We start from the raw sequence: 18372 nt of genomic DNA on the forward strand, positions 1-18372 counted from the left end.
ATCGTAATCAATTAGCCTTATTGAACAATTAATACAATGCTTGTGTAAGATATATACGATGTAATACGGATATTCCTCGGTCGTTTGTTTATTAACCAATAATAGGTGAGGTGGTATATGTTAGATTCTGTCATTAACACAATAGGCATGTGTTTGATCGGTGGAAAATACATGTTAATGATTATATTAGCAGGTATGGCCTTCTTCTCTGGGGCTGCAAGCTTTGATCTACTCATGGTGCAAGGCTTACAACCAGCAGAGTGAGTCAACTGCGAGAAAGCGTTACAGCAAGGCGCACATAGCAAAAAGCCAGCAACACTGAATGCCGCTGGCTTTAGAGTAATCTACAACTCAACTAGATAGGTTACATTAACTTTCCATGTAACCTTTAGGCATCTCGATTTGCGCGACACCTGATTCAACCGCAGCAACCGCAACCGCTTTCGCTACGCGAGGTAATAAGCGTGGGTCCATTGGTTTTGGAATAATGTATTCAGGGCCAAAGCTCAAGCTCTCAACACCTGCAGCTTTTAACACTTCCGCCGGTACTGGCTCTTTCGCTAATTCGCGAATAGCCTTCACTGCGGCCAGTTTCATCTCATCGTTAATTTGGCTAGCACGTACATCCAGTGCGCCACGGAAGATGAATGGGAAACACAGTACGTTGTTCACTTGATTTGGATAATCAGAACGACCCGTACCCATGATTAAATCATCACGTACGGCATGCGCAAGCGCAGGTTTAATTTCAGGATCTGGGTTTGAACAAGCAAATACCACAGGTTTATCTGCCATTAATTTTAATGCTTCAGGTGCCAATAAATCAGGACCAGAAACACCCACAAAGATATCCGCTCCTTCAATCACATCTTCAAGCGTACGTTTATCGGTATTGTTAGCAAATAGTTGCTTGTATTCGTTAATATCATCACGACGCGTATGGATCACGCCTTTACGATCCAGCATGTAAATCTTCTCACGCTGTGCACCACACTTGATGAGCATTTCCATACAAGCAACCGCGGCTGCGCCTGCACCAAGACAAACAATCACAGACTCTTCGATTGTTTTACCTTGTAGATCCAGCGCGTTCAACATACCCGCAGCAGTAACAATCGCCGTGCCATGTTGATCATCGTGGAAAACTGGCACATTACAGCGCTCAATCAGGCGTTTTTCGATTTCAAAGCAATCTGGCGCTTTAATGTCTTCAAGGTTAATACCACCAAAGGTGTCAGCGATATTAGCAACCGTATCAACAAACTCATCGATAGTACGGTGCTTCACTTCGATATCGATCGAGTCTAATCCAGCAAAACGTTTGAATAGCAGCGATTTACCTTCCATTACGGGCTTTGATGCCAATGGACCTAGGTTTCCAAGGCCAAGAATCGCAGTACCATTAGTGATAACAGCAACCATGTTGCCCTTACCTGTGTACTTGTAGACATTTTCAGCATTCTGCGCGATTTCACGCACTGGCTCAGCAACACCCGGGCTGTACGCTAGTGCTAAGTCTTCTACCGTATCGGCAGGCTTAGTCAGAGAAATAGCAGTTTTGCCTGGAACTGGGTATGCGTGGTAATGAAGCGCTTGTTGGCGAAAATCTTCAGACATGATGTTCTGGTCCTGATGATAATGGGGGTAAAAATACGATGCTGAACAATTATCTGGCGTAATAAAAAGAAGCCAGCTTAGAATTCGTGCGAGCCAGATCATATTCTATAGCGAGTCAAAATCCTAGCTCAGCTAAGCTGGTCGAGCCAATCGAATTGCGATTTTCGCTAACAATATTGAAAAAAGGGGTAGAAAGCGTGTCACAATTTTTTCATATCGGTTTTTTGTTCTAAAAACCAATAGATAGCATTACTTTTAGTGTGGTTTTAATCTGGTGAGTTTGCACATATGTAATCAGAATATTACCAGTGCGACGTGATAGTTCAGGTAGGAATAGAGATAGCAGAAAACAAAAAGGGACGCAATAGCGTCCCTTTTGGCGGTATTTATCAAGTAAAAATTACTTACTTGTAAGCGCACCGAAACGCTTGTTGAATTTATCAATACGGCCACCAGTGCTAACTTGACGTTGCTTACCAGTGTAGAACGGGTGACATTTGTCACAAACATCAAGGTTGATGTCTTTGTTCATTGTAGAGTTAAAATCAAACGCGTTACCGCAAGAGCAACGAGCACTTACAGCTTTGTATTCTGGGTGAATACCTACTTTCATGGGGGTAACCTCAATAAAGGCCGTGTCGCTCTCCCGATCCAAAGCCGGGCACCACACGCGTTAAAAAAATAGTTATCGCGCAAGGCGATAATTCAGGTCGCGTATAGTAATCAATCACACTACTCAGATCAACTAATGATGGCTGATTCCCGAGTAAAAGTAGAATACGCCTTTTTAATGACCTTCTCATCAAGCATTTGGGATACCTTGTTAGGCAAGGTACACTGCCTCTCTAATTTACGCTTAAACTAATGCGGATTTGCAGTTTACGATGACGCTCGATATAGCCAAAGTGGCACTCCCAGTACCTCTGGACAAAACGTTTGATTACCTTATAAAGCCCAATACCTACCCTGTTATTGGTGGTCGCGTTCGCGTGCCATTTGGTCGTCAGCATCTAATTGGCATTGTCGTGGCCCTGACTGACCACTCCGATTTTCCGCGAGAACAAATCAAACCACTCGGAACGGTTATCGACCGTGAAACATTATGGTCGCCAGCACTGTTTGGTCTATTAAAATGGGCGAGCCAGTATTACCAATATCCACTGGGGGATACTTTAGCTAATGCGATGCCAGCCCTATTGCGTAAAGGGCGAGAAGCCTCACCTACCGCGTTAAAAAGCTGGGCATTAACAGAAGCAGGAAAAAACCAGCCACTCACTAACCTTAAGCGTGCTCCGCGCCAAGTACAAGTGCTTACGGTCTTGCAGCAAGGCGTAACCAGCCATGAAGCCCTGTTGGCGCAAGAGATTAGCTCTGCGACGCTCAAAGCTTTAGTTGAAAAAGGCTGGATCGAAGAAAAAACAGAACAACCAAAGCTGAATAATTGGCTAAAACATTTTGAAGTCACCGAAGAAAAGCCACGCTTAAATGAAGAGCAAGCCTTGGCGATTGCCACCGTCAACTGTAACCCTGATTACGGCTGTTATTTGCTAGAAGGCGTGACCGGCTCTGGAAAAACAGAAGTCTATCTTAACTTATTAGAACCTGTGTTAGCAGCGGGGAAACAAGCGTTGATTTTGGTGCCAGAGATTGGCCTAACGCCACAAACCATTAATCGCTTTAAACGCCGTTTCAATGTCCCGCTAGAAACTATTCACTCAGGCTTGAATGACACCGAACGCCTATCGGCATGGCTTGCCGGGCGCGATAATCAAGCTGGTATCATCATAGGTACTCGCTCGGCGCTATTCACCCCATTTGCTAACCTGGGGATTATTATTGTTGATGAAGAGCACGACCTCTCATACAAGCAACAAGACAGCTTGCGCTATCACGCCCGTGACATTGCGGTATTACGCGCCAACAAAGAAAATATCCCTGTTATTTTAGGCTCAGCAACACCTGCATTAGAAAGCCTACATAATGCCAAAACAGGTAAATACCACCATCTCACCTTGACTCAACGTGCAGGTGTGGCACAAAAAGCCCGTCATGGTGTATTGGATATCAAAGGGCTGTACTTAGAATCAGGCCTCTCTGCACCACTGATCGCCCAAATGCGTAAACACTTGCAAGCAGGCAATCAGGTGATTTTATTTTTGAACCGTCGCGGTTTTTCCCCTGCCATCATGTGCCATGAATGTGGTTGGCTAGCCGATTGCCAACGTTGCGATATTCACTACACCTTCCACCAGCAAACAGGGGAATTACGCTGCCACCACTGTGGTGGTCAACGTCCTATCATGCCGCAGTGCGGTGGCTGTGGTTCAACGCAGCTGATCCCTGTCGGTGTCGGTACTGAACAGCTAGAGCAGCAACTGGCGACCTTATTCCCAGAATATAAAGCAGTACGGATTGACCGTGATAGTACCCGTCGTAAAGGGTCGTTAGAAAACTACCTAGAAGCGATCAAAAATAACGAATACCAAATTTTAATTGGCACCCAAATGCTCGCGAAAGGACACCATTTCCCTAACGTGACGCTGGTTGCCTTAATTGATGTCGACAGTGCATTATTCAGTAATGACTTTCGGGCGTCAGAAAGATTAGCTCAACTGTTTATCCAAGTTGCAGGCCGAGCAGGACGCGCCAGTAAACCGGGTGAGGTCATGTTACAAACGCACCACCCTGAGCATGCATTGTTGCAAGATTTATTACACAAAGGCTACGACAGCTTTGCCTCCGCCGCGCTGAATGAACGCAAACAGGCATGGCTACCGCCTTACACATATTTAGCCTTAATGCGGGCGGAATCGAACGACAACGACCAAGTACTACAGTTCTTACAGCAAGTGCGAAATACCTTTGAAACCAGCCCGAGGTTTAACCAAGATGTGTGCATTATGGGACCAAACCCTGCGCCATTAGCCCGTCGAGCGGGGCGCTACCGCTGGCAGTTATTGTTGCAAGCACCCGATCGAAAAACCTTGCAACAGCTACTGAATATAGCCAAGCCAATGGTGCAATTACTGCCTCTTGCCAAAAAAGTTAGGTGGTCGATAGATGTTGAGCCTCAAGATTTGACTTAAAATAGGCAATGCGAGATAGATCACATACCGAATGTAATTTATGCCATCAAAGGCATGTTTAATTTATGTAGAAATGCCTACAATAGCGAGCTTGTCGGTTAAGGTATCTGCCCTTTTTGGCTATGGTCCTCCGGCAATTTTATGAGAGAAATCATAGAGAGGAAGTGCAACTATGGCGACAATGAAGGATGTTGCCCAGCTCGCCGGCGTATCAACAGCCACGGTATCTCGTGCGTTAATGAACCCGGAAAAAGTGTCGGCATCAACTCGAAAAAAAGTCGAGCAAGCTGTCATGGAGTCTGGTTATTCACCGAATTCACTAGCAAGAAATCTTCGTCGAAACGAATCCAAAACCATCGTCACTATTGTTCCAGACATTTGTGACCCTTATTTCAGTGAGCTTATTCGAGGTATCGAAGAAGCCGCAATGGAACATGGTTATTTGGTTTTATTAGGTGATAGCGGTCAACAAAAAAACCGCGAGAATTCATTCGTGAATCTTGTCTTTACCAAGCAAGCAGACGGTATGCTATTACTGGGCACCGATCTGCCGTTTGATGTCAGCAAGCCTGAACAGAAAAACCTACCACCCTTGGTAATGGCCTGCGAATATTCACCTGAACTCGAACTACCGACAGTCCAGATCGATAACCTGACAGCGGCATTTGAAGCGGTTAACTACCTCACTCAGATGGGCCATCATCGTATCGCGCAAATTTCTGGACCAGACACAGCACCCTTGTGTCATTTCCGTTCGCAAGGCTACCAGCAAGCACTACGCCGTGCTGGTGTAGAGCTCAATCCAGCCTATACCGTAAAAGGTGACTTCTCGTTTGCCGCGGGTGCACGCGCAGTGACAGCACTGTTGTCGCTACCAGAGCCACCAACCGCTATCTTTAGTCACAGTGACGTAATGGCCATTGGTGCAATGCAACAAGCTAAACGGTTAGGGTTACGCGTTCCTCAAGACATCTCAATCGTCGGCTTTGATGATATCCAATTTGCAGAATACTGCGATCCACCATTAACCACGGTTTCACAACCACGTTATGAGATTGGTCGCCAAGCAATGTTGATGCTATTGGAGTTACTAAAAGGCAAAGATGTGCAAGCAGGTTCACGTTTACTTGATGCAAAATTGGTTATCCGAGAAAGCGCAGCACCACCACCACTGGCATAAGCCAGCGCAATAACCACTACCAACTAGATCGTGAGCTTATCGTTTTGCGCATAAGCTCACACTTCTCACGTCAATTATCCCCCACTTTCAAGCCTAAATTGACTCTGACACTAGTCAGTATCCATCCAAGTTTGTACCATAGCGATACCGAATTCCTTGTATTGTCAGCATTGTGGCCACTAAAGATTATGTAAAGCGCGGGCGCGCGCCGAAAAAGCCAGCTAATAACCGTCGTAAAACGACTGCGACTCGTTCTTTTCCTATCAAATGGGCAGTCATTGCCGTACTTTTGGTGGGCGCTTTAGGCTATGGCTTATATTTTTTAGCGACCAGTGACCCTGCGCCAGCTCAAGCGCCAGTCACCAAGCCTAAAACGGTAAAACCACAAGTCGCCAAACCAGCGGTGGTAGCCCCAAAACCGACGATCAAGCCAAAAGCCGATTTACCGCCAAAACCTGAAGAGAAATGGCGCTATATCGAAGAGCTTGAAAATAAAGAAGTGAAAGTAGAAAGCAAAAAAGAGCAGAAACCAACACGCCCTTATTTAATGCAATGCGGCGCTTACCGCAGCTTAGAACAAGCAGAAGAGCGTAAAGCCATGATTGCATTCCAAGGCCTTACTAGCCAAATTAAAGTAGCACAAGGCGAAAAAGGGAAATGGCACCGCGTAATACTTGGCCCTTATCCGCAAAAACGGAAAGCGGAAAGCGATCGCAACCAATTACGCCGTGGCGGTATCGAACCTTGCGCCATTTGGTATTGGGAATGGTGATAAGCAATATATCGCCCCTATGATTTACAATAAAAAAGGATGCTACGGCATCCTTTTTTGATCACCAACGTAGCTCCCACCTTGAAATTTCCCGCCACCATCCCAAGATTAGAATGATATCGATACCGGCACTGAACGCCGGCGCAAACCAAAGAGGTTTCCCCGTGACAACTATTGTATCTGTACGTCGAAACGGAAAAGTCGTTATCGCAGGTGATGGTCAGGTCTCCCTGGGCAATACTGTGATGAAGGGTAACGCGCGCAAAGTCCGCCGTTTATATAACAATAAAGTACTGGCAGGTTTTGCTGGCGGTACTGCTGATGCATTCACTCTATTTGAGCGTTTTGAGCGTAAACTCGAGATGCACCAAGGCCACTTGCTAAAATCAGCAGTGGAACTTGCGAAAGACTGGCGTACCGACCGTGCGCTACGCAAACTTGAAGCCTTATTGGCCGTTGCCGATGAAACGGGCTCGTTAATTATCACTGGTAACGGTGACGTGGTTCAGCCTGAAAACGATCTGATTGCGATTGGTTCTGGTGGTAACTTTGCACAAGCAGCTGCGATTGCATTGCTTGAAAATACCGACCTTGGTGCACGTGAGATCGCAGAGAAATCCCTCAATATTGCTGGCGACATCTGCGTATTCACCAACCATAACCACACCGTTGAAGAACTAGAGACCAAGTAAGGAAGTTGCCATGTCTGAGATGACTCCACGCGAGATTGTTCACGAACTTGATCGCCACATTATCGGCCAAGATAAAGCAAAACGCGCAGTTGCCATTGCATTGCGTAACCGCTGGCGTCGCATGCAGCTTCCAGAAGAGCTGCGTGTTGAAGTCACCCCTAAAAATATTCTAATGATCGGTCCAACGGGTGTCGGTAAAACTGAAATCGCCCGCCGTTTAGCAAAACTGGCTAATGCACCTTTCATTAAAGTCGAAGCCACTAAGTTCACGGAAGTGGGCTATGTGGGCAAAGAAGTAGAAACCATTATCCGCGACTTAACCGATGTCGCAGTGAAAATGGTTCACCAACAAGCGATGGAAAAAGTAAAATTCCGCGCAGAAGAACAAGCTGAAGACCGTATTCTCGACATTTTGTTACCACCAGCACGCGATGCGTGGGGCCAAAATGAAGAAGGCGATAACCACTCATCAACGCGTCAATCTTTCCGTAAGAAATTACGCGAAGGTAAACTAGACGACAAAGAAGTTGAAATTGATATCGCTGCGCCACAAATGGGTGTGGAAATCATGGCACCTCCGGGCATGGAAGACATGACCAACCAGCTGCAAGGCATGTTCCAAAACCTTGCGGGCAACACTTCGAAAAAGCGCAAGATGAAAATCAAAGACGCGCTGAAAGCCGCCTCTGAAGAAGAAGCCGCTAAGCTAGTAAACCAAGAAGAGCTAAAAGAACAAGCTATCTTCGCGGTTGAAAACAACGGTATCGTCTTCTTAGATGAGATCGACAAAATCTGTAAGCGTGGTGAGTCATCAGGCCCAGATGTGTCTCGTGAGGGTGTTCAGCGCGATCTACTACCACTCGTCGAAGGCAGCACAGTATCAACCAAGCACGGCATGGTAAAAACCGATCACATCCTGTTTGTTGCATCAGGTGCATTCCAAGTTGCAAAACCGTCAGACCTGATCCCTGAACTGCAAGGCCGCTTACCCATTCGTGTCGAGTTAGAACCCCTAACGAGTCACGACTTTAAACGCATCCTAACCGAGCCAAATGCCTCGCTTACGGAGCAATACCGTGCGCTGATGGAAACCGAGTCTGTCGAGATTTCATTTACTGAAGATGGTATTGATAAGCTAGCAGAAGCCGCATGGCAAGTGAATGAGCGCACGGAAAATATCGGTGCTCGTCGCTTACATACTGTGATGGAACGCTTGATGGAAGAGCTGTCTTACGATGCATCAGAAAAGTCTGGGCACGTACTGGTTATCAATGCTGATTACGTCAACGAACGCTTAGGTGAACTCGTTGAAGATGAAGATCTAAGCCGCTTCATTTTGTAGTTATCTACGCTACGACAGAGAAAAACACCGATTAACGGCGCATTTATTGCGCCGTTTTTTTTGTACCTAGATATGACCGAAAAACTATTACCGGCTTCACAAATTTTGTTCTGAAACAAACATTGTTGCGATAAATTTGCCCATCGGACGAATTGCGCCATAATAGCCACTTGATACATTGCTAAGTACGATATTATGAAATCATCTTCTTCACTCGCGATTTGGTTAGATGCAGCTCGGCCGAAAACACTTCCGCTGGCTATAGCATCCATTGTTTGTGGTAGCGCGGTGGCAGGATGGCAAGGAAGTTTTTCTGCATCAATCTCAGGGTTAGCATTACTGACTGCCCTGTTACTTCAAATTTTATCTAATCTGGCTAATGATTATGGCGACGCCATCAAAGGCACAGATAACGACGACCGTCTTGGGCCGCAGCGCGCGATTCAGTCAGGTCTTGTGACGCCACAAGCCATGCGCACTGCCATGGGCTTAAATATCGTGTTAACCGTTGCTAGCGGGCTTACATTGATCTTCTTAGCCTGTAATAACTTACAAGACATGTTCGGTTTTATGCTGCTAGGCCTGATGGCAATTGCCGCTTCAATTGCCTATACCGTCGGTAATAAGCCTTATGGTTACCGTGGTTTAGGCGATTTATCAGTACTGATGTTTTTTGGTTGGCTAGGCGTTGCTGGTACCTATTACCTGCAAGCAGGGCAAATCGATTCAGTGATCATGTTACCTGCAACAGCCTGTGGTTTATTGGCTGTTGGTGTACTCAACATTAATAACCTACGTGATATCGACAACGATCGTGCCTGTGGCAAGTTAACCTTAGCCGTTCGGATGGGACCAGAATGGGGCCGTAAATATCATCTATTTTTGCTAGCCGGTAGTGTTATTTGCTTGGCGCTATTTGCCTTACTTGAAATGCACTCACCATTTGGTTGGCTATTTGTGCTTAGCGTTCCATTGCTATTTAGCCACGGTAAAAAAGTGATGCAGTCTGCCGACGGTGCCGCCCTTCGCCCTATGATGGCAACCATGGTGAAATGCGCTCTACTGACCAATATTTTGTTTGCAGCTGGTGTGATGCTCTCTTAAACGCACCCACATGGACTAACGACGAGACCGTCCCCTCAAAGTGCGTATCGTCCGTTAGTCACTTATTGCAATGCCCTTTTAGCTGGTTATACTTTCAACAAGTTAGGACAATTTCTGTGCCTGTACTGAATCCGTACTAGCCACCGAACTGACTCCTTCAGCCTTTCGCCACAACAAGAAGTGAACTTATGGAATACAACACCTCAGAGCTATGCGATATCTACCTCGATAAAGTAGATGTAGTAGAGCCTATGTTCAGCTCTTATGGCGGTCGCAGCTCGTTTGGCGGCCAAGTCTCCACAGTTAAATGTTTCGAAGACAATGCGCTGATCCATACGGTCTTAGAGCAAGACGGTGCAGGACGCGTATTACTGATTGATGGCGGGGGTTCATTACGTCGAGCACTGATCGATGCAGAACTGGCGCAATTAGCCGCTGATAACGAATGGGAAGGGATTATCGTGTATGGCAGTGTTCGCCATGTCGATGAACTTGATGAGCTCGATTTAGGCATCCACGCGTTAGCGTCTATTCCTGTCGGTGCTGACGAGCAAGGTGTGGGTGAAGTGGATGTTGCCGTTAACTTTGGTGGGGTAACCTTCTTACCAGAAGATCATATCTACGCAGATAATACTGGAGTGATCTTATCGCAAGATCCACTCGATATTGATTAACAGGGTAAACACCTGTTAACACCTTACCTGTCGCTTTCAGGCGGGTCTTTCGTACCTAGTCCTAAATAAAGCTCTCACGATGGTGAGTAACACTCCCATCGTGATCACTAGATGCAGCTCAGCTCACTGGGCTGCATGTCAAAGCCAGAGTGATACCAATCTAGATAAGATTGGTATTCAATTACTCTACGCCTTCCATTTTGCCTAGCAGGTTACGAACACGTTCTTGCCATGCATTATGGTCATTGCGAAGTTTGTCGTTATCTTGCATCAGTTCTTCACGGCCAGAACGCAATTCTTGCGCTTCCATTGCTAAGCTATCTTTTTGTTCTTTTAGTTCTTCAATTTCCATTTGTAGCAGAGAAATTGTATCAACCGCCAACTGTACTTTTGATTCTAGCTTTTCCAACATTTCTAATGACATAAATTTCACCTGATTGTAAGGCTCGCCCCTTCGACTAAGCCTGATAAGACGCGGCACGAGCGTGTTTAATATGCGATGTTGAAATCTATTCTAACCACGCAGAGGCTATCAAGCATCCCCTATTCTAGTGCTTTTTCGCAAGTGGTTAAAAAAAGACCTATTTTGATGATATTTTTGCATACCGACGTCGCATTATTCATTTTGCCATCGGCTGTGCACCTTTGTGCAATCCTCTCACCCTGTGGCATTGAATGATATTACAATCCGACATTTATGCGAAACCAGCGCAAACCTGCATGAATAGGTAAAGAGTGGAGTGTGATAATTCAGCCATTGCATGCCAAACAATGCGTAGAATTGCGATCTCAATCTATTTTCATGCAGCCTCACCATGCTACTTTTTATCTTGATCGTATCTCTCTTGGATTTATCCAAGATTTGCCTTCTCTGGCACATCCGACCTATTTTAGGTCGGATTTTTTATGCCAATTCAACAACATACCCCTAAAGTAGCATAAGCAAAATGTTGCCTTTCGCGCATTTAAATAACCATTTAGTAAAAATGAGATTTCAATCATAAAACACGCAAACGCTTGCGCGTTTACGCGTTGTCATTTTCCTTTTATGCTCGAACGCACATTATTCGAACGAAAATATTTTCATAATATCGGTACACAGCACCTCGCTGTGAATAACTATAAAAACGATACCCCTACAACATATCGATAAAAGGACTGAAAGATGACCAACTCAAAACAACACACCCTCCTCGGAGAGTGTATCGCTGAGTTTATAGGAACAGGTTTGCTGATCTTCTTCGGCGTCGGATGTGTCGCAGCGCTTGTATTAACAGGTGCAGAATTCGGCCAGTGGGAAGTCAGTATTATGTGGGGCTTCGGTGTCGCGCTTGCTATCTACTGTACAGCAGGCGTATCCGGTGCTCATATCAACCCAGCAGTCACCATCGCACTTGCACTCTTCCACGGCTTTGATAAACGCAAAGTCGGCCCGTACATTGTGGCCCAAGTACTTGGTGCTTTCTGTTCGGCGGCACTTATCTACGCACTTTACAGCAACCTCTTTACCGAATTCGAAGCCGCAAATCAGATCATCCGAGGCAGCGAAGCCAGCCTAGCAACCGCCGGTGTTTTCTCAACTTACCCTCATGCAGCCCTGTCTTTTAGCGGTGCATTTGCGGTTGAGTTCGTGATCACAGCGGTACTGATGTTTGCCATTCTAGCGATTGGTGATGATAAGAACGGTGCACCACGTGGCGCTATGGGCCCTCTACTGATTGGTATTTTAATCGCAATTATCGGTGGTTCTTTAGGTCCACTAACTGGTTTTGCGATGAACCCAGCTCGTGACTTTGGCCCTAAGTTCTTTGCCTTCATGGCGGGATGGGGTGACATGGCACTGACTGGCGGTAAAGATATTCCATATATGATAGTGCCAATACTGGCGCCTATCTTCGGCGCATGTTTTGGTGGCTGGTTGTACCCGAAAGTGATTGGTACTTACCTGCCAGGCAACAACTGCACCCTACCAAATAAATGCGAAGGCGATAGCGAACAAGAAACAGCCAATGCTTAATCGCATCAGCATAAAACGAACATAAAAATAGGATGCCAGCTCGACCCAGCGTCTGTGGTCGGGCTGAAGATAGCGTCCATCTCTACTACCCTATAAAAATACATCGAGGAAAATGTTATGACCACTGAGCAAAAGTACATTGTTGCACTTGATCAGGGTACGACTAGTTCCCGCGCGGTTGTGTTAGACCACAACGCCAACATCGTCTGCTCTTCTCAACGTGAATTCACCCAGATTTATCCAAAAGCAGGCTGGGTTGAGCACGATCCTCTTGAGATCTATGCAACGCAAAGTTCAACCTTAGTGGAAGTACTTGCCAAAGCAGGCATCCGCTCAGACCAAGTCGCGGGTATTGGTATCACCAACCAACGTGAAACCACCATTGTTTGGGATAAAAACACCGGTAAGCCTGTTTACAATGCGATTGTATGGCAATGCCGCCGTACTGCTGATATTTGTGAAGGCCTGAAAGGTGAAGGGCTAGAAGAGTACATCCGTGAAAACACTGGCCTGGTGGTCGACCCGTATTTCTCTGGCACCAAAATTAAATGGATTCTGGATAATGTAGAAGGCGCACGTGAAGAAGCAGAAGCCGGTAATCTACTCTTTGGTACCGTTGATACTTGGCTGATCTGGAAGATGACTCAAGGACGTGTTCACGTTACTGATTACACCAATGCTTCACGTACTATGGTGTTTAACATCAACACCCTACAATGGGATGAAAAACTGCTGAAAGCTTTAGATATTCCACTGTCTATGATGCCTGAAGTGAAACCCTCTTCTCAAGTGTACGGCCAAACTAACATTGGTGGTAAAGGCGGTACGCGTATTCCAATCTCTGGTATTGCAGGTGACCAACAAGCCGCACTATTTGGCCAAATGTGTGTTGAACAAGGTCAAGCGAAAAACACCTACGGTACGGGCTGTTTCTTGCTCATGAACACAGGCAAAGAAAAAGTGACCTCGCACAATGGTCTATTGACGACGCTAGCCTGTGGCCCTAAAGGTGACGTGGCTTACGCACTCGAAGGCGCCGTATTTATGGGTGGCGCATCAGTACAGTGGCTACGCGATGAAGTGAAACTGCTGAGTGATGCGAGCGACTCTGAATACTTTGCAGAAAAAGTCGGCAGTGCTAACGGCGTATACGTCGTACCTGCATTTACGGGCTTAGGTGCACCTTACTGGGACCCGTATGCTCGTGGGGCAATTGTTGGCCTAACGCGTGGTGTTAACTCTAACCACATTATTCGTGCAACGCTGGAAAGTGTGGCTTACCAAACACGTGACGTATTGGACGCTATGCAAGCGGACTCGGGTATCAAACTAGCCAGCCTACGTGTTGATGGCGGCGCGGTAGCCAATAACTTCTTAATGCAGTTCCAATCAGATATCCTCGACACTGAGGTACACCGTCCGGTTGTAACGGAAGTCACAGCACTGGGTGCTGCGTACTTAGCTGGCCTTGCCGTTGGCTTCTGGGACAGCATTGATGAGCTAAAAGACAAAGCAGTGCTAGATCGTAACTTCCTACCTTGTGCCAACGACAAGAAACGTGAACGCCGCTACCGTGGCTGGCAACGTGCGGTTGAATGTGCAAAAGGCTGGGCAATCGATGAAGACTACGATGACGAGTAACGGTGCCGAACAGTAACGAGTGATCATTAACTCTCTCAGAGGTTCACCCTTCAAAAAAGGTCTGCACTAGCAGACCTTTTCTTTGTCATTTCAATTCAATTGTTTTCTTTTCATCGTCTTTTAAGCAATCACACCGCCATCAATCAAACAGAATATTCAACAACACCCACCTCACCAGTTTTCAGCCATGACTACGCGATTAAGCTATGCCACAAGATCGGCACGACAATAATGGCTATCAGTAAGATTAATAACCCGTATTCAAGGCGCAATAATTGGTTGTGGGCTTGGCTCTGTTGTCGCTTGTTTAGTTGTTGGTTTTCTTGTTTCACCTCGCGGCGAAAGCGCTTGATCAGCCTATGCATCGTATCTCGCTATTTCTGTTATATTTTTATGCTAACATTTTGACCGAAAGCCATATTTATTATCGTGATCTTTTTCACGCCTACTACTTGATAGTGCACAGAAATAAATTAACGCAAACGTTTCACTCAAGCTGTGATAAGATCCCCGCCAGTTAAAAAGCCCACTGTTTTCTACTTCCGGAGTAACCATGAAACGCGATTTAGCGATGGCATTTTCCCGTGTCACTGAAGGTGCCGCACTGGCTGGCTACAAATGGCTTGGCCGTGGTGACAAAAATGCTGCCGATGGCGCAGCAGTTGAAGTTATGCGTACCCTTCTGAATCAAACCGAAATTGAAGGTGAGATCGTTATTGGTGAAGGTGAAATCGATGAAGCACCAATGCTCTACATTGGTGAAAAAGTCGGTTTGGGTGGTGATGCAGTAGACATCGCCGTTGACCCAATCGAAGGCACTCGCATGACCGCGATGGGCCAAAACAACGCGTTAGCAGTACTTGCTGCTGGTGAAAAAGGCTCATTCCTTAAAGCACCAGACATGTACATGGAAAAATTGGTTGTTGGTCCTGGCGCAAAAGGGGCTATTGACCTAGACAAGCCACTGGCTGAAAACCTAGAAAACATCGCAGCAGCATTGGGTAAAACACTCGATTCACTGGTTGTGACGACGTTAGCGAAACCGCGTCATGATCAAATTATTGTCGACATGCAAGCGATGGGTGTACGTGTCTTCGCCTTCCCTGATGGTGATGTAGCAGCGTCGATCCTGACCTGTATGCCTGATAGCGAAGTCGACGTAATGTACTGCATCGGTGGCGCACCTGAAGGTGTGGTTTCGGCTGCAGCCATTCGCGCCCTTGGCGGTGACATGCATGGCCGTTTGATCCCTCGCCATCAAGTGAAAGAAGACAACGAAGAAAATCGTCGTCTTGGTCAGATTGAAATTGACCGTTGTGGCGAGATGGGTATCGAACCAAACAAGCTACTGCGCATGGAAGACATGGCAAAAAGCGATAACGTGATTTTTGCAGGTACAGGTATTACGAAAGGCGATCTACTGGAAGGCATTAGCCGCCAAGGTGATATGGCAACGACTGAAACCCTACTGATCCGTGGTAAGTGCCGTACGATCCGTCGTATTAAATCAACGCACTACTTATCACGTAAAGACGATGCGATTAAAGGCCACATCATCTAAGTAGCGCTTATTAGCTTTTCGCGACACACTATTCGTAGTCATAAAGCGTGCCTCCTTTGGCGCGCTTTTTTATGCTGTCACATTTCCCTCGTTCGCATTCTGCCTATTCTTTAATCGCCCTCACTCTCATATTTTCACTCCCATAAGCTTGCATCATCTTCTATGCTTAGTTTGTAAAGTCGTTGCTTTATTTAGCTAGCTGGTTACATAATAGTGATGACAGAGGAAGATGGTGCTATGAAAACAATCGATAAAATTCTTCAAAGAATGAAGCGTGAAGGTGATGTCACCGCCAAGGCGCTGGCACAAGAATTACGCCTAACAACCATGGGGGTTCGCCAACACCTTCAAGGGCTAGAAGAATCTGGGTTGGTTGATTTTCACGATGTAAAAGTGAAGGTGGGCCGCCCAACTCGCCACTGGCGTTTAACGGCACAAGGGCACAACCAATTCACCGATCGTCATGGTGATTTGATCATTCAAATGCTCGATTCAGTCGAAGATTTATTTGGCGCTAGCGGTTTGGAAAAAGTAATTAATCAACGTGAACAACAAACGTTCGAGCAATACCAACAAGCACTAGCAAAGTGTGAAAATTTAAAAGAAAAACTCGAATTACTGACTACACTCAGGGAGCAGGAAGGCTACATGGCTGAGCTGCTTCACGATGAGCAAGGCTACCTGCTGGTTGAAAACCACTGCCCTATTTGCCACGCAGCCAAACGTTGCCCATCACTGTGCCAATCAGAATTAAATGTCTTCCAACGTTTATTGGGAAATGAATACCTTGTCGTAAGGAACGACCACATTATCGCCGGAGAGAGGCGTTGCGCTTATCGAATCATGAACAATTAGAATAAGGAGCCAACTATGGCTGACTGGATCCCCGCGGAAGTAATAAACAATCGTCATTGGAATAACGATTTGTTTAGCCTGACGTTACGAGCAAATATCGAACCCTTTAAAGCAGGGCAGTTCACTAAACTCGGTTTAGAAATCGACGGAAAGATGATCCAGCGGGCTTATTCATTTGTTAACCCACCAAGTGATAACACCATTGAAATTTACGCAACACGGGTTGCTGATGGCTTGCTATCCCCCCGTTTGCACCAGCTAGAGACAGGCGATCAGGTTTATGTCTCTGCGCGAGCAACAGGCTACTTCATGCTAAGCGAAGTACCTCCAGGTGAACACTTGTGGCTATTAGCGACGGGGACTGCCATTGGCCCTTACCTGTCCATGCTACGTGAGAAAGAAGTCTGGAAGCGTTTCCGTAAAGTCGTACTGGTGCACGCAGTGCGCTATGCTGCAGACTTAAGCTATCAAGCTGAAATCAATGCCCTCAAAGAACAATACCCCGACCAACTTATAGTACAACCGTTTGTCAGCCGTGAACCTGCGATGCTATCACTCACCGGACGTGTTCCCCTTGCGATTGCAGATGGTTTATTGGAGCGTCATGTCGGCTTAACGCTTAATGCAGAACAAAGCCAAGTGATGTTATGTGGCAACCCTGAAATGGTCCGTGACACTAAAGCAGCATTAGAGCAAAAAGGACTGGCGAAAAATTTACGTCGAGCGCCAGGGCAGATAACGATGGAACATTACTGGTAATTACATAAAAACGAGAAACAACTCCCTTTTATTGGGCTTGTCTCAACTCTGAGCCAGTCAAGATCTCAACTGACTGGCTAGGGTAAGAAGGTAAGCTGAAGAAGGAAGCCGATAATGTCAGATCATTTGTCCGAGAGTTCAAGCCACTCACCTCCACACCTGCAAACATTACCCAGTTTTGATGAACTCAAAACAATGGCAGAGCACGACCCTGCCGCCTTAGAAACGCTGCGTATCACCATGAGCCAACAGATCATCGATAATGCCAGTGAAGCGATGCAGCCTCGCCTTCAAGCTCAGCTTAGCCACATTAATCACGTCATCGCGACAGGTAAAAACCCTAACCATGTCAATGTGATGCTACGAAAAGAACTTCACAAGCAATTTATCCGCTTCTCACAAGCCCTAACGGCACCCGAGACTATCAAGCACCAACAGGCTGATATTAAGCCCTTTCGTCGACCACCCTCGGCATCCTAGATTACGCACTGACTTTTAAGAATGTCTCTGGATCCATGTCGCGAATATCAATCGTTAAGCTATTAATGTCAGCAGCATGCTTTTCAAGCTCGCCCATTACCTCTCGGGTTAAAATTCGCTTTTGCTCGATCGTTCGTCCAGCCAATAAGCTCAGCTCGATATGGATAAACGTTTGTTTAACACCATCTTCACCAATCAACCAATTATGGCAAGGATAAGCGCGCGTTTTGACAGCATCGGCCTCAAACAAACCACTGGCCAACATTACCCTGTGTAAATCATCCAGCAAGCCAGCCACATTGACGCGCTCAGCGACAGGATCGGCATACTCCACCACAAGATTTGGCATTTTTCCTCCTTAAAAAACTCAGCCCTAGCGCCAGCACAATCTGCTAACACTTAGCCATTACAGTACGATATTTGACCATTCATAGCGAGTTACATAGGTGAAAATTCAACCAAAGATCACTGTCTTATTTGACGGTGAAACATAAAATTTACGCTGAATTTATGATTAATTACGCTTTCACTGTTCACTTTTCTTCACGAAAAAGGTACAACCAAGCACGACAATGATTTTGAACAGTAAAAT

Annotated in this window: 19 protein-coding genes; 14 read left to right on the forward strand and 5 right to left on the reverse strand. The window is 46.2% G+C overall.

Annotated elements, in window-relative coordinates:
• The first annotated feature begins 117 nt into the window (after positions 1-117).
• On the forward strand, positions 118-264 hold the full coding sequence (locus ASV53_RS25475) for a hypothetical protein (protein WP_189337880.1): 147 nt from the start codon (positions 118-120) through the stop codon (positions 262-264).
• Between the two features lie 105 nt (positions 265-369).
• Here ASV53_RS25475 and ASV53_RS14265 read toward each other — a convergent pair whose 3' ends face one another.
• Together ASV53_RS14265 and rpmE are read right to left on the reverse strand one after the other, a co-directional pair.
• Positions 370-1617, reverse strand: coding sequence for a malic enzyme-like NAD(P)-binding protein (locus ASV53_RS14265; RefSeq protein WP_094957558.1), 1248 nt, complete (start codon positions 1615-1617; stop codon positions 370-372).
• A 400-nt stretch (positions 1618-2017) separates the two neighbouring features.
• Positions 2018-2230 (reverse strand): 50S ribosomal protein L31, encoded by a 213-nt coding sequence (gene rpmE, locus ASV53_RS14270; protein WP_094957559.1) that lies wholly within the window; start codon positions 2228-2230, stop codon positions 2018-2020.
• Between the two features lie 271 nt (positions 2231-2501).
• Between rpmE and priA the strand changes: the two genes are divergently transcribed.
• From priA to rraA, 7 genes are all read left to right on the forward strand, one after another.
• Positions 2502-4703: a primosomal protein N' gene (gene priA / locus ASV53_RS14275; RefSeq protein WP_094957560.1), complete on the forward strand. Its 2202-nt coding sequence runs from the start codon at positions 2502-2504 to the stop codon at positions 4701-4703.
• Positions 4704-4875: 172 nt separating this feature from the next.
• Positions 4876-5883, forward strand: a complete 1008-nt coding sequence (gene cytR, locus ASV53_RS14280; RefSeq protein ID WP_094957561.1) for a DNA-binding transcriptional regulator CytR — start codon at positions 4876-4878, stop codon at positions 5881-5883.
• Between the two features lie 172 nt (positions 5884-6055).
• The gene (locus ASV53_RS14285; protein ID WP_094957562.1) at positions 6056-6655 is read left to right on the forward strand and encodes an SPOR domain-containing protein; all 600 of its coding nucleotides are present in this window, start codon (positions 6056-6058) and stop codon (positions 6653-6655) included.
• A gap of 164 nt (positions 6656-6819) precedes the next feature.
• Complete coding sequence (gene hslV, locus ASV53_RS14290) at positions 6820-7347, forward strand: ATP-dependent protease subunit HslV (protein ID WP_062688340.1); 528 nt, start codon at positions 6820-6822, stop codon at positions 7345-7347.
• 10 nt (positions 7348-7357) lie between these two features.
• Positions 7358-8689 carry an ATP-dependent protease ATPase subunit HslU gene (gene hslU, locus ASV53_RS14295; RefSeq protein WP_062688338.1) on the forward strand — a complete coding sequence of 444 codons (1332 nt, stop codon included), beginning with the start codon at positions 7358-7360 and terminating at the stop codon, positions 8687-8689.
• Between the two features lie 195 nt (positions 8690-8884).
• Positions 8885-9793, forward strand: coding sequence for a 1,4-dihydroxy-2-naphthoate polyprenyltransferase (locus ASV53_RS14300; protein WP_094957563.1), 909 nt, complete (start codon positions 8885-8887; stop codon positions 9791-9793).
• 188 nt (positions 9794-9981) lie between these two features.
• A complete protein-coding gene (gene rraA, locus ASV53_RS14305; RefSeq protein ID WP_062688336.1) occupies positions 9982-10467 on the forward strand; it encodes a ribonuclease E activity regulator RraA in 486 nt (161 codons plus the stop codon).
• 181 nt (positions 10468-10648) lie between these two features.
• Here rraA and zapB read toward each other — a convergent pair whose 3' ends face one another.
• Positions 10649-10891, reverse strand: a complete 243-nt coding sequence (zapB, locus tag ASV53_RS14310; RefSeq protein ID WP_062688334.1) for a cell division protein ZapB — start codon at positions 10889-10891, stop codon at positions 10649-10651.
• 741 nt (positions 10892-11632) lie between these two features.
• On the opposite strand from zapB, the gene ASV53_RS14315 reads away from it, so the two are divergent.
• On the forward strand, positions 11633-12484 hold the full coding sequence (locus tag ASV53_RS14315) for an MIP/aquaporin family protein (RefSeq protein ID WP_094957564.1): 852 nt from the start codon (positions 11633-11635) through the stop codon (positions 12482-12484).
• Between the two features lie 117 nt (positions 12485-12601).
• Positions 12602-14125, forward strand: a complete 1524-nt coding sequence (glpK, locus tag ASV53_RS14320) for a glycerol kinase GlpK (RefSeq protein ID WP_062688331.1) — start codon at positions 12602-12604, stop codon at positions 14123-14125.
• Between the two features lie 191 nt (positions 14126-14316).
• Here the strand turns inward: glpK and ASV53_RS25480 are convergent, their stop codons facing one another.
• A complete protein-coding gene (locus ASV53_RS25480) occupies positions 14317-14490 on the reverse strand; it encodes a hypothetical protein (RefSeq protein ID WP_157072541.1) in 174 nt (57 codons plus the stop codon).
• A gap of 188 nt (positions 14491-14678) precedes the next feature.
• Here ASV53_RS25480 and glpX point away from each other — a divergent pair, with 188 nt between their 5' ends.
• From glpX to ASV53_RS14340, 4 genes are all read left to right on the forward strand, one after another.
• Positions 14679-15686, forward strand: coding sequence for a class II fructose-bisphosphatase (gene glpX, locus ASV53_RS14325; RefSeq protein ID WP_062688329.1), 1008 nt, complete (start codon positions 14679-14681; stop codon positions 15684-15686).
• A gap of 237 nt (positions 15687-15923) precedes the next feature.
• Positions 15924-16541, forward strand: a complete 618-nt coding sequence (locus tag ASV53_RS14330) for a helix-turn-helix transcriptional regulator (protein WP_094957567.1) — start codon at positions 15924-15926, stop codon at positions 16539-16541.
• Between the two features lie 15 nt (positions 16542-16556).
• Positions 16557-17300 carry a ferredoxin--NADP reductase gene (locus ASV53_RS14335; protein WP_094957565.1) on the forward strand — a complete coding sequence of 248 codons (744 nt, stop codon included), beginning with the start codon at positions 16557-16559 and terminating at the stop codon, positions 17298-17300.
• Between the two features lie 159 nt (positions 17301-17459).
• Complete coding sequence (locus ASV53_RS14340) at positions 17460-17780, forward strand: DUF3135 domain-containing protein (RefSeq protein ID WP_062688452.1); 321 nt, start codon at positions 17460-17462, stop codon at positions 17778-17780.
• Between the two features lies 1 nt (position 17781).
• Here ASV53_RS14340 and ASV53_RS14345 read toward each other — a convergent pair whose 3' ends face one another.
• The gene (locus ASV53_RS14345; RefSeq protein ID WP_094957566.1) at positions 17782-18129 is read right to left on the reverse strand and encodes a 5-carboxymethyl-2-hydroxymuconate Delta-isomerase; all 348 of its coding nucleotides are present in this window, start codon (positions 18127-18129) and stop codon (positions 17782-17784) included.
• Positions 18130-18372: the final 243 nt, after the last annotated feature.

It is taken from the genome of Photobacterium sanguinicancri (assembly GCF_002265265.1).
GTDB classification, from domain to species: Bacteria; Pseudomonadota; Gammaproteobacteria; order Enterobacterales; family Vibrionaceae; genus Photobacterium; species Photobacterium sanguinicancri.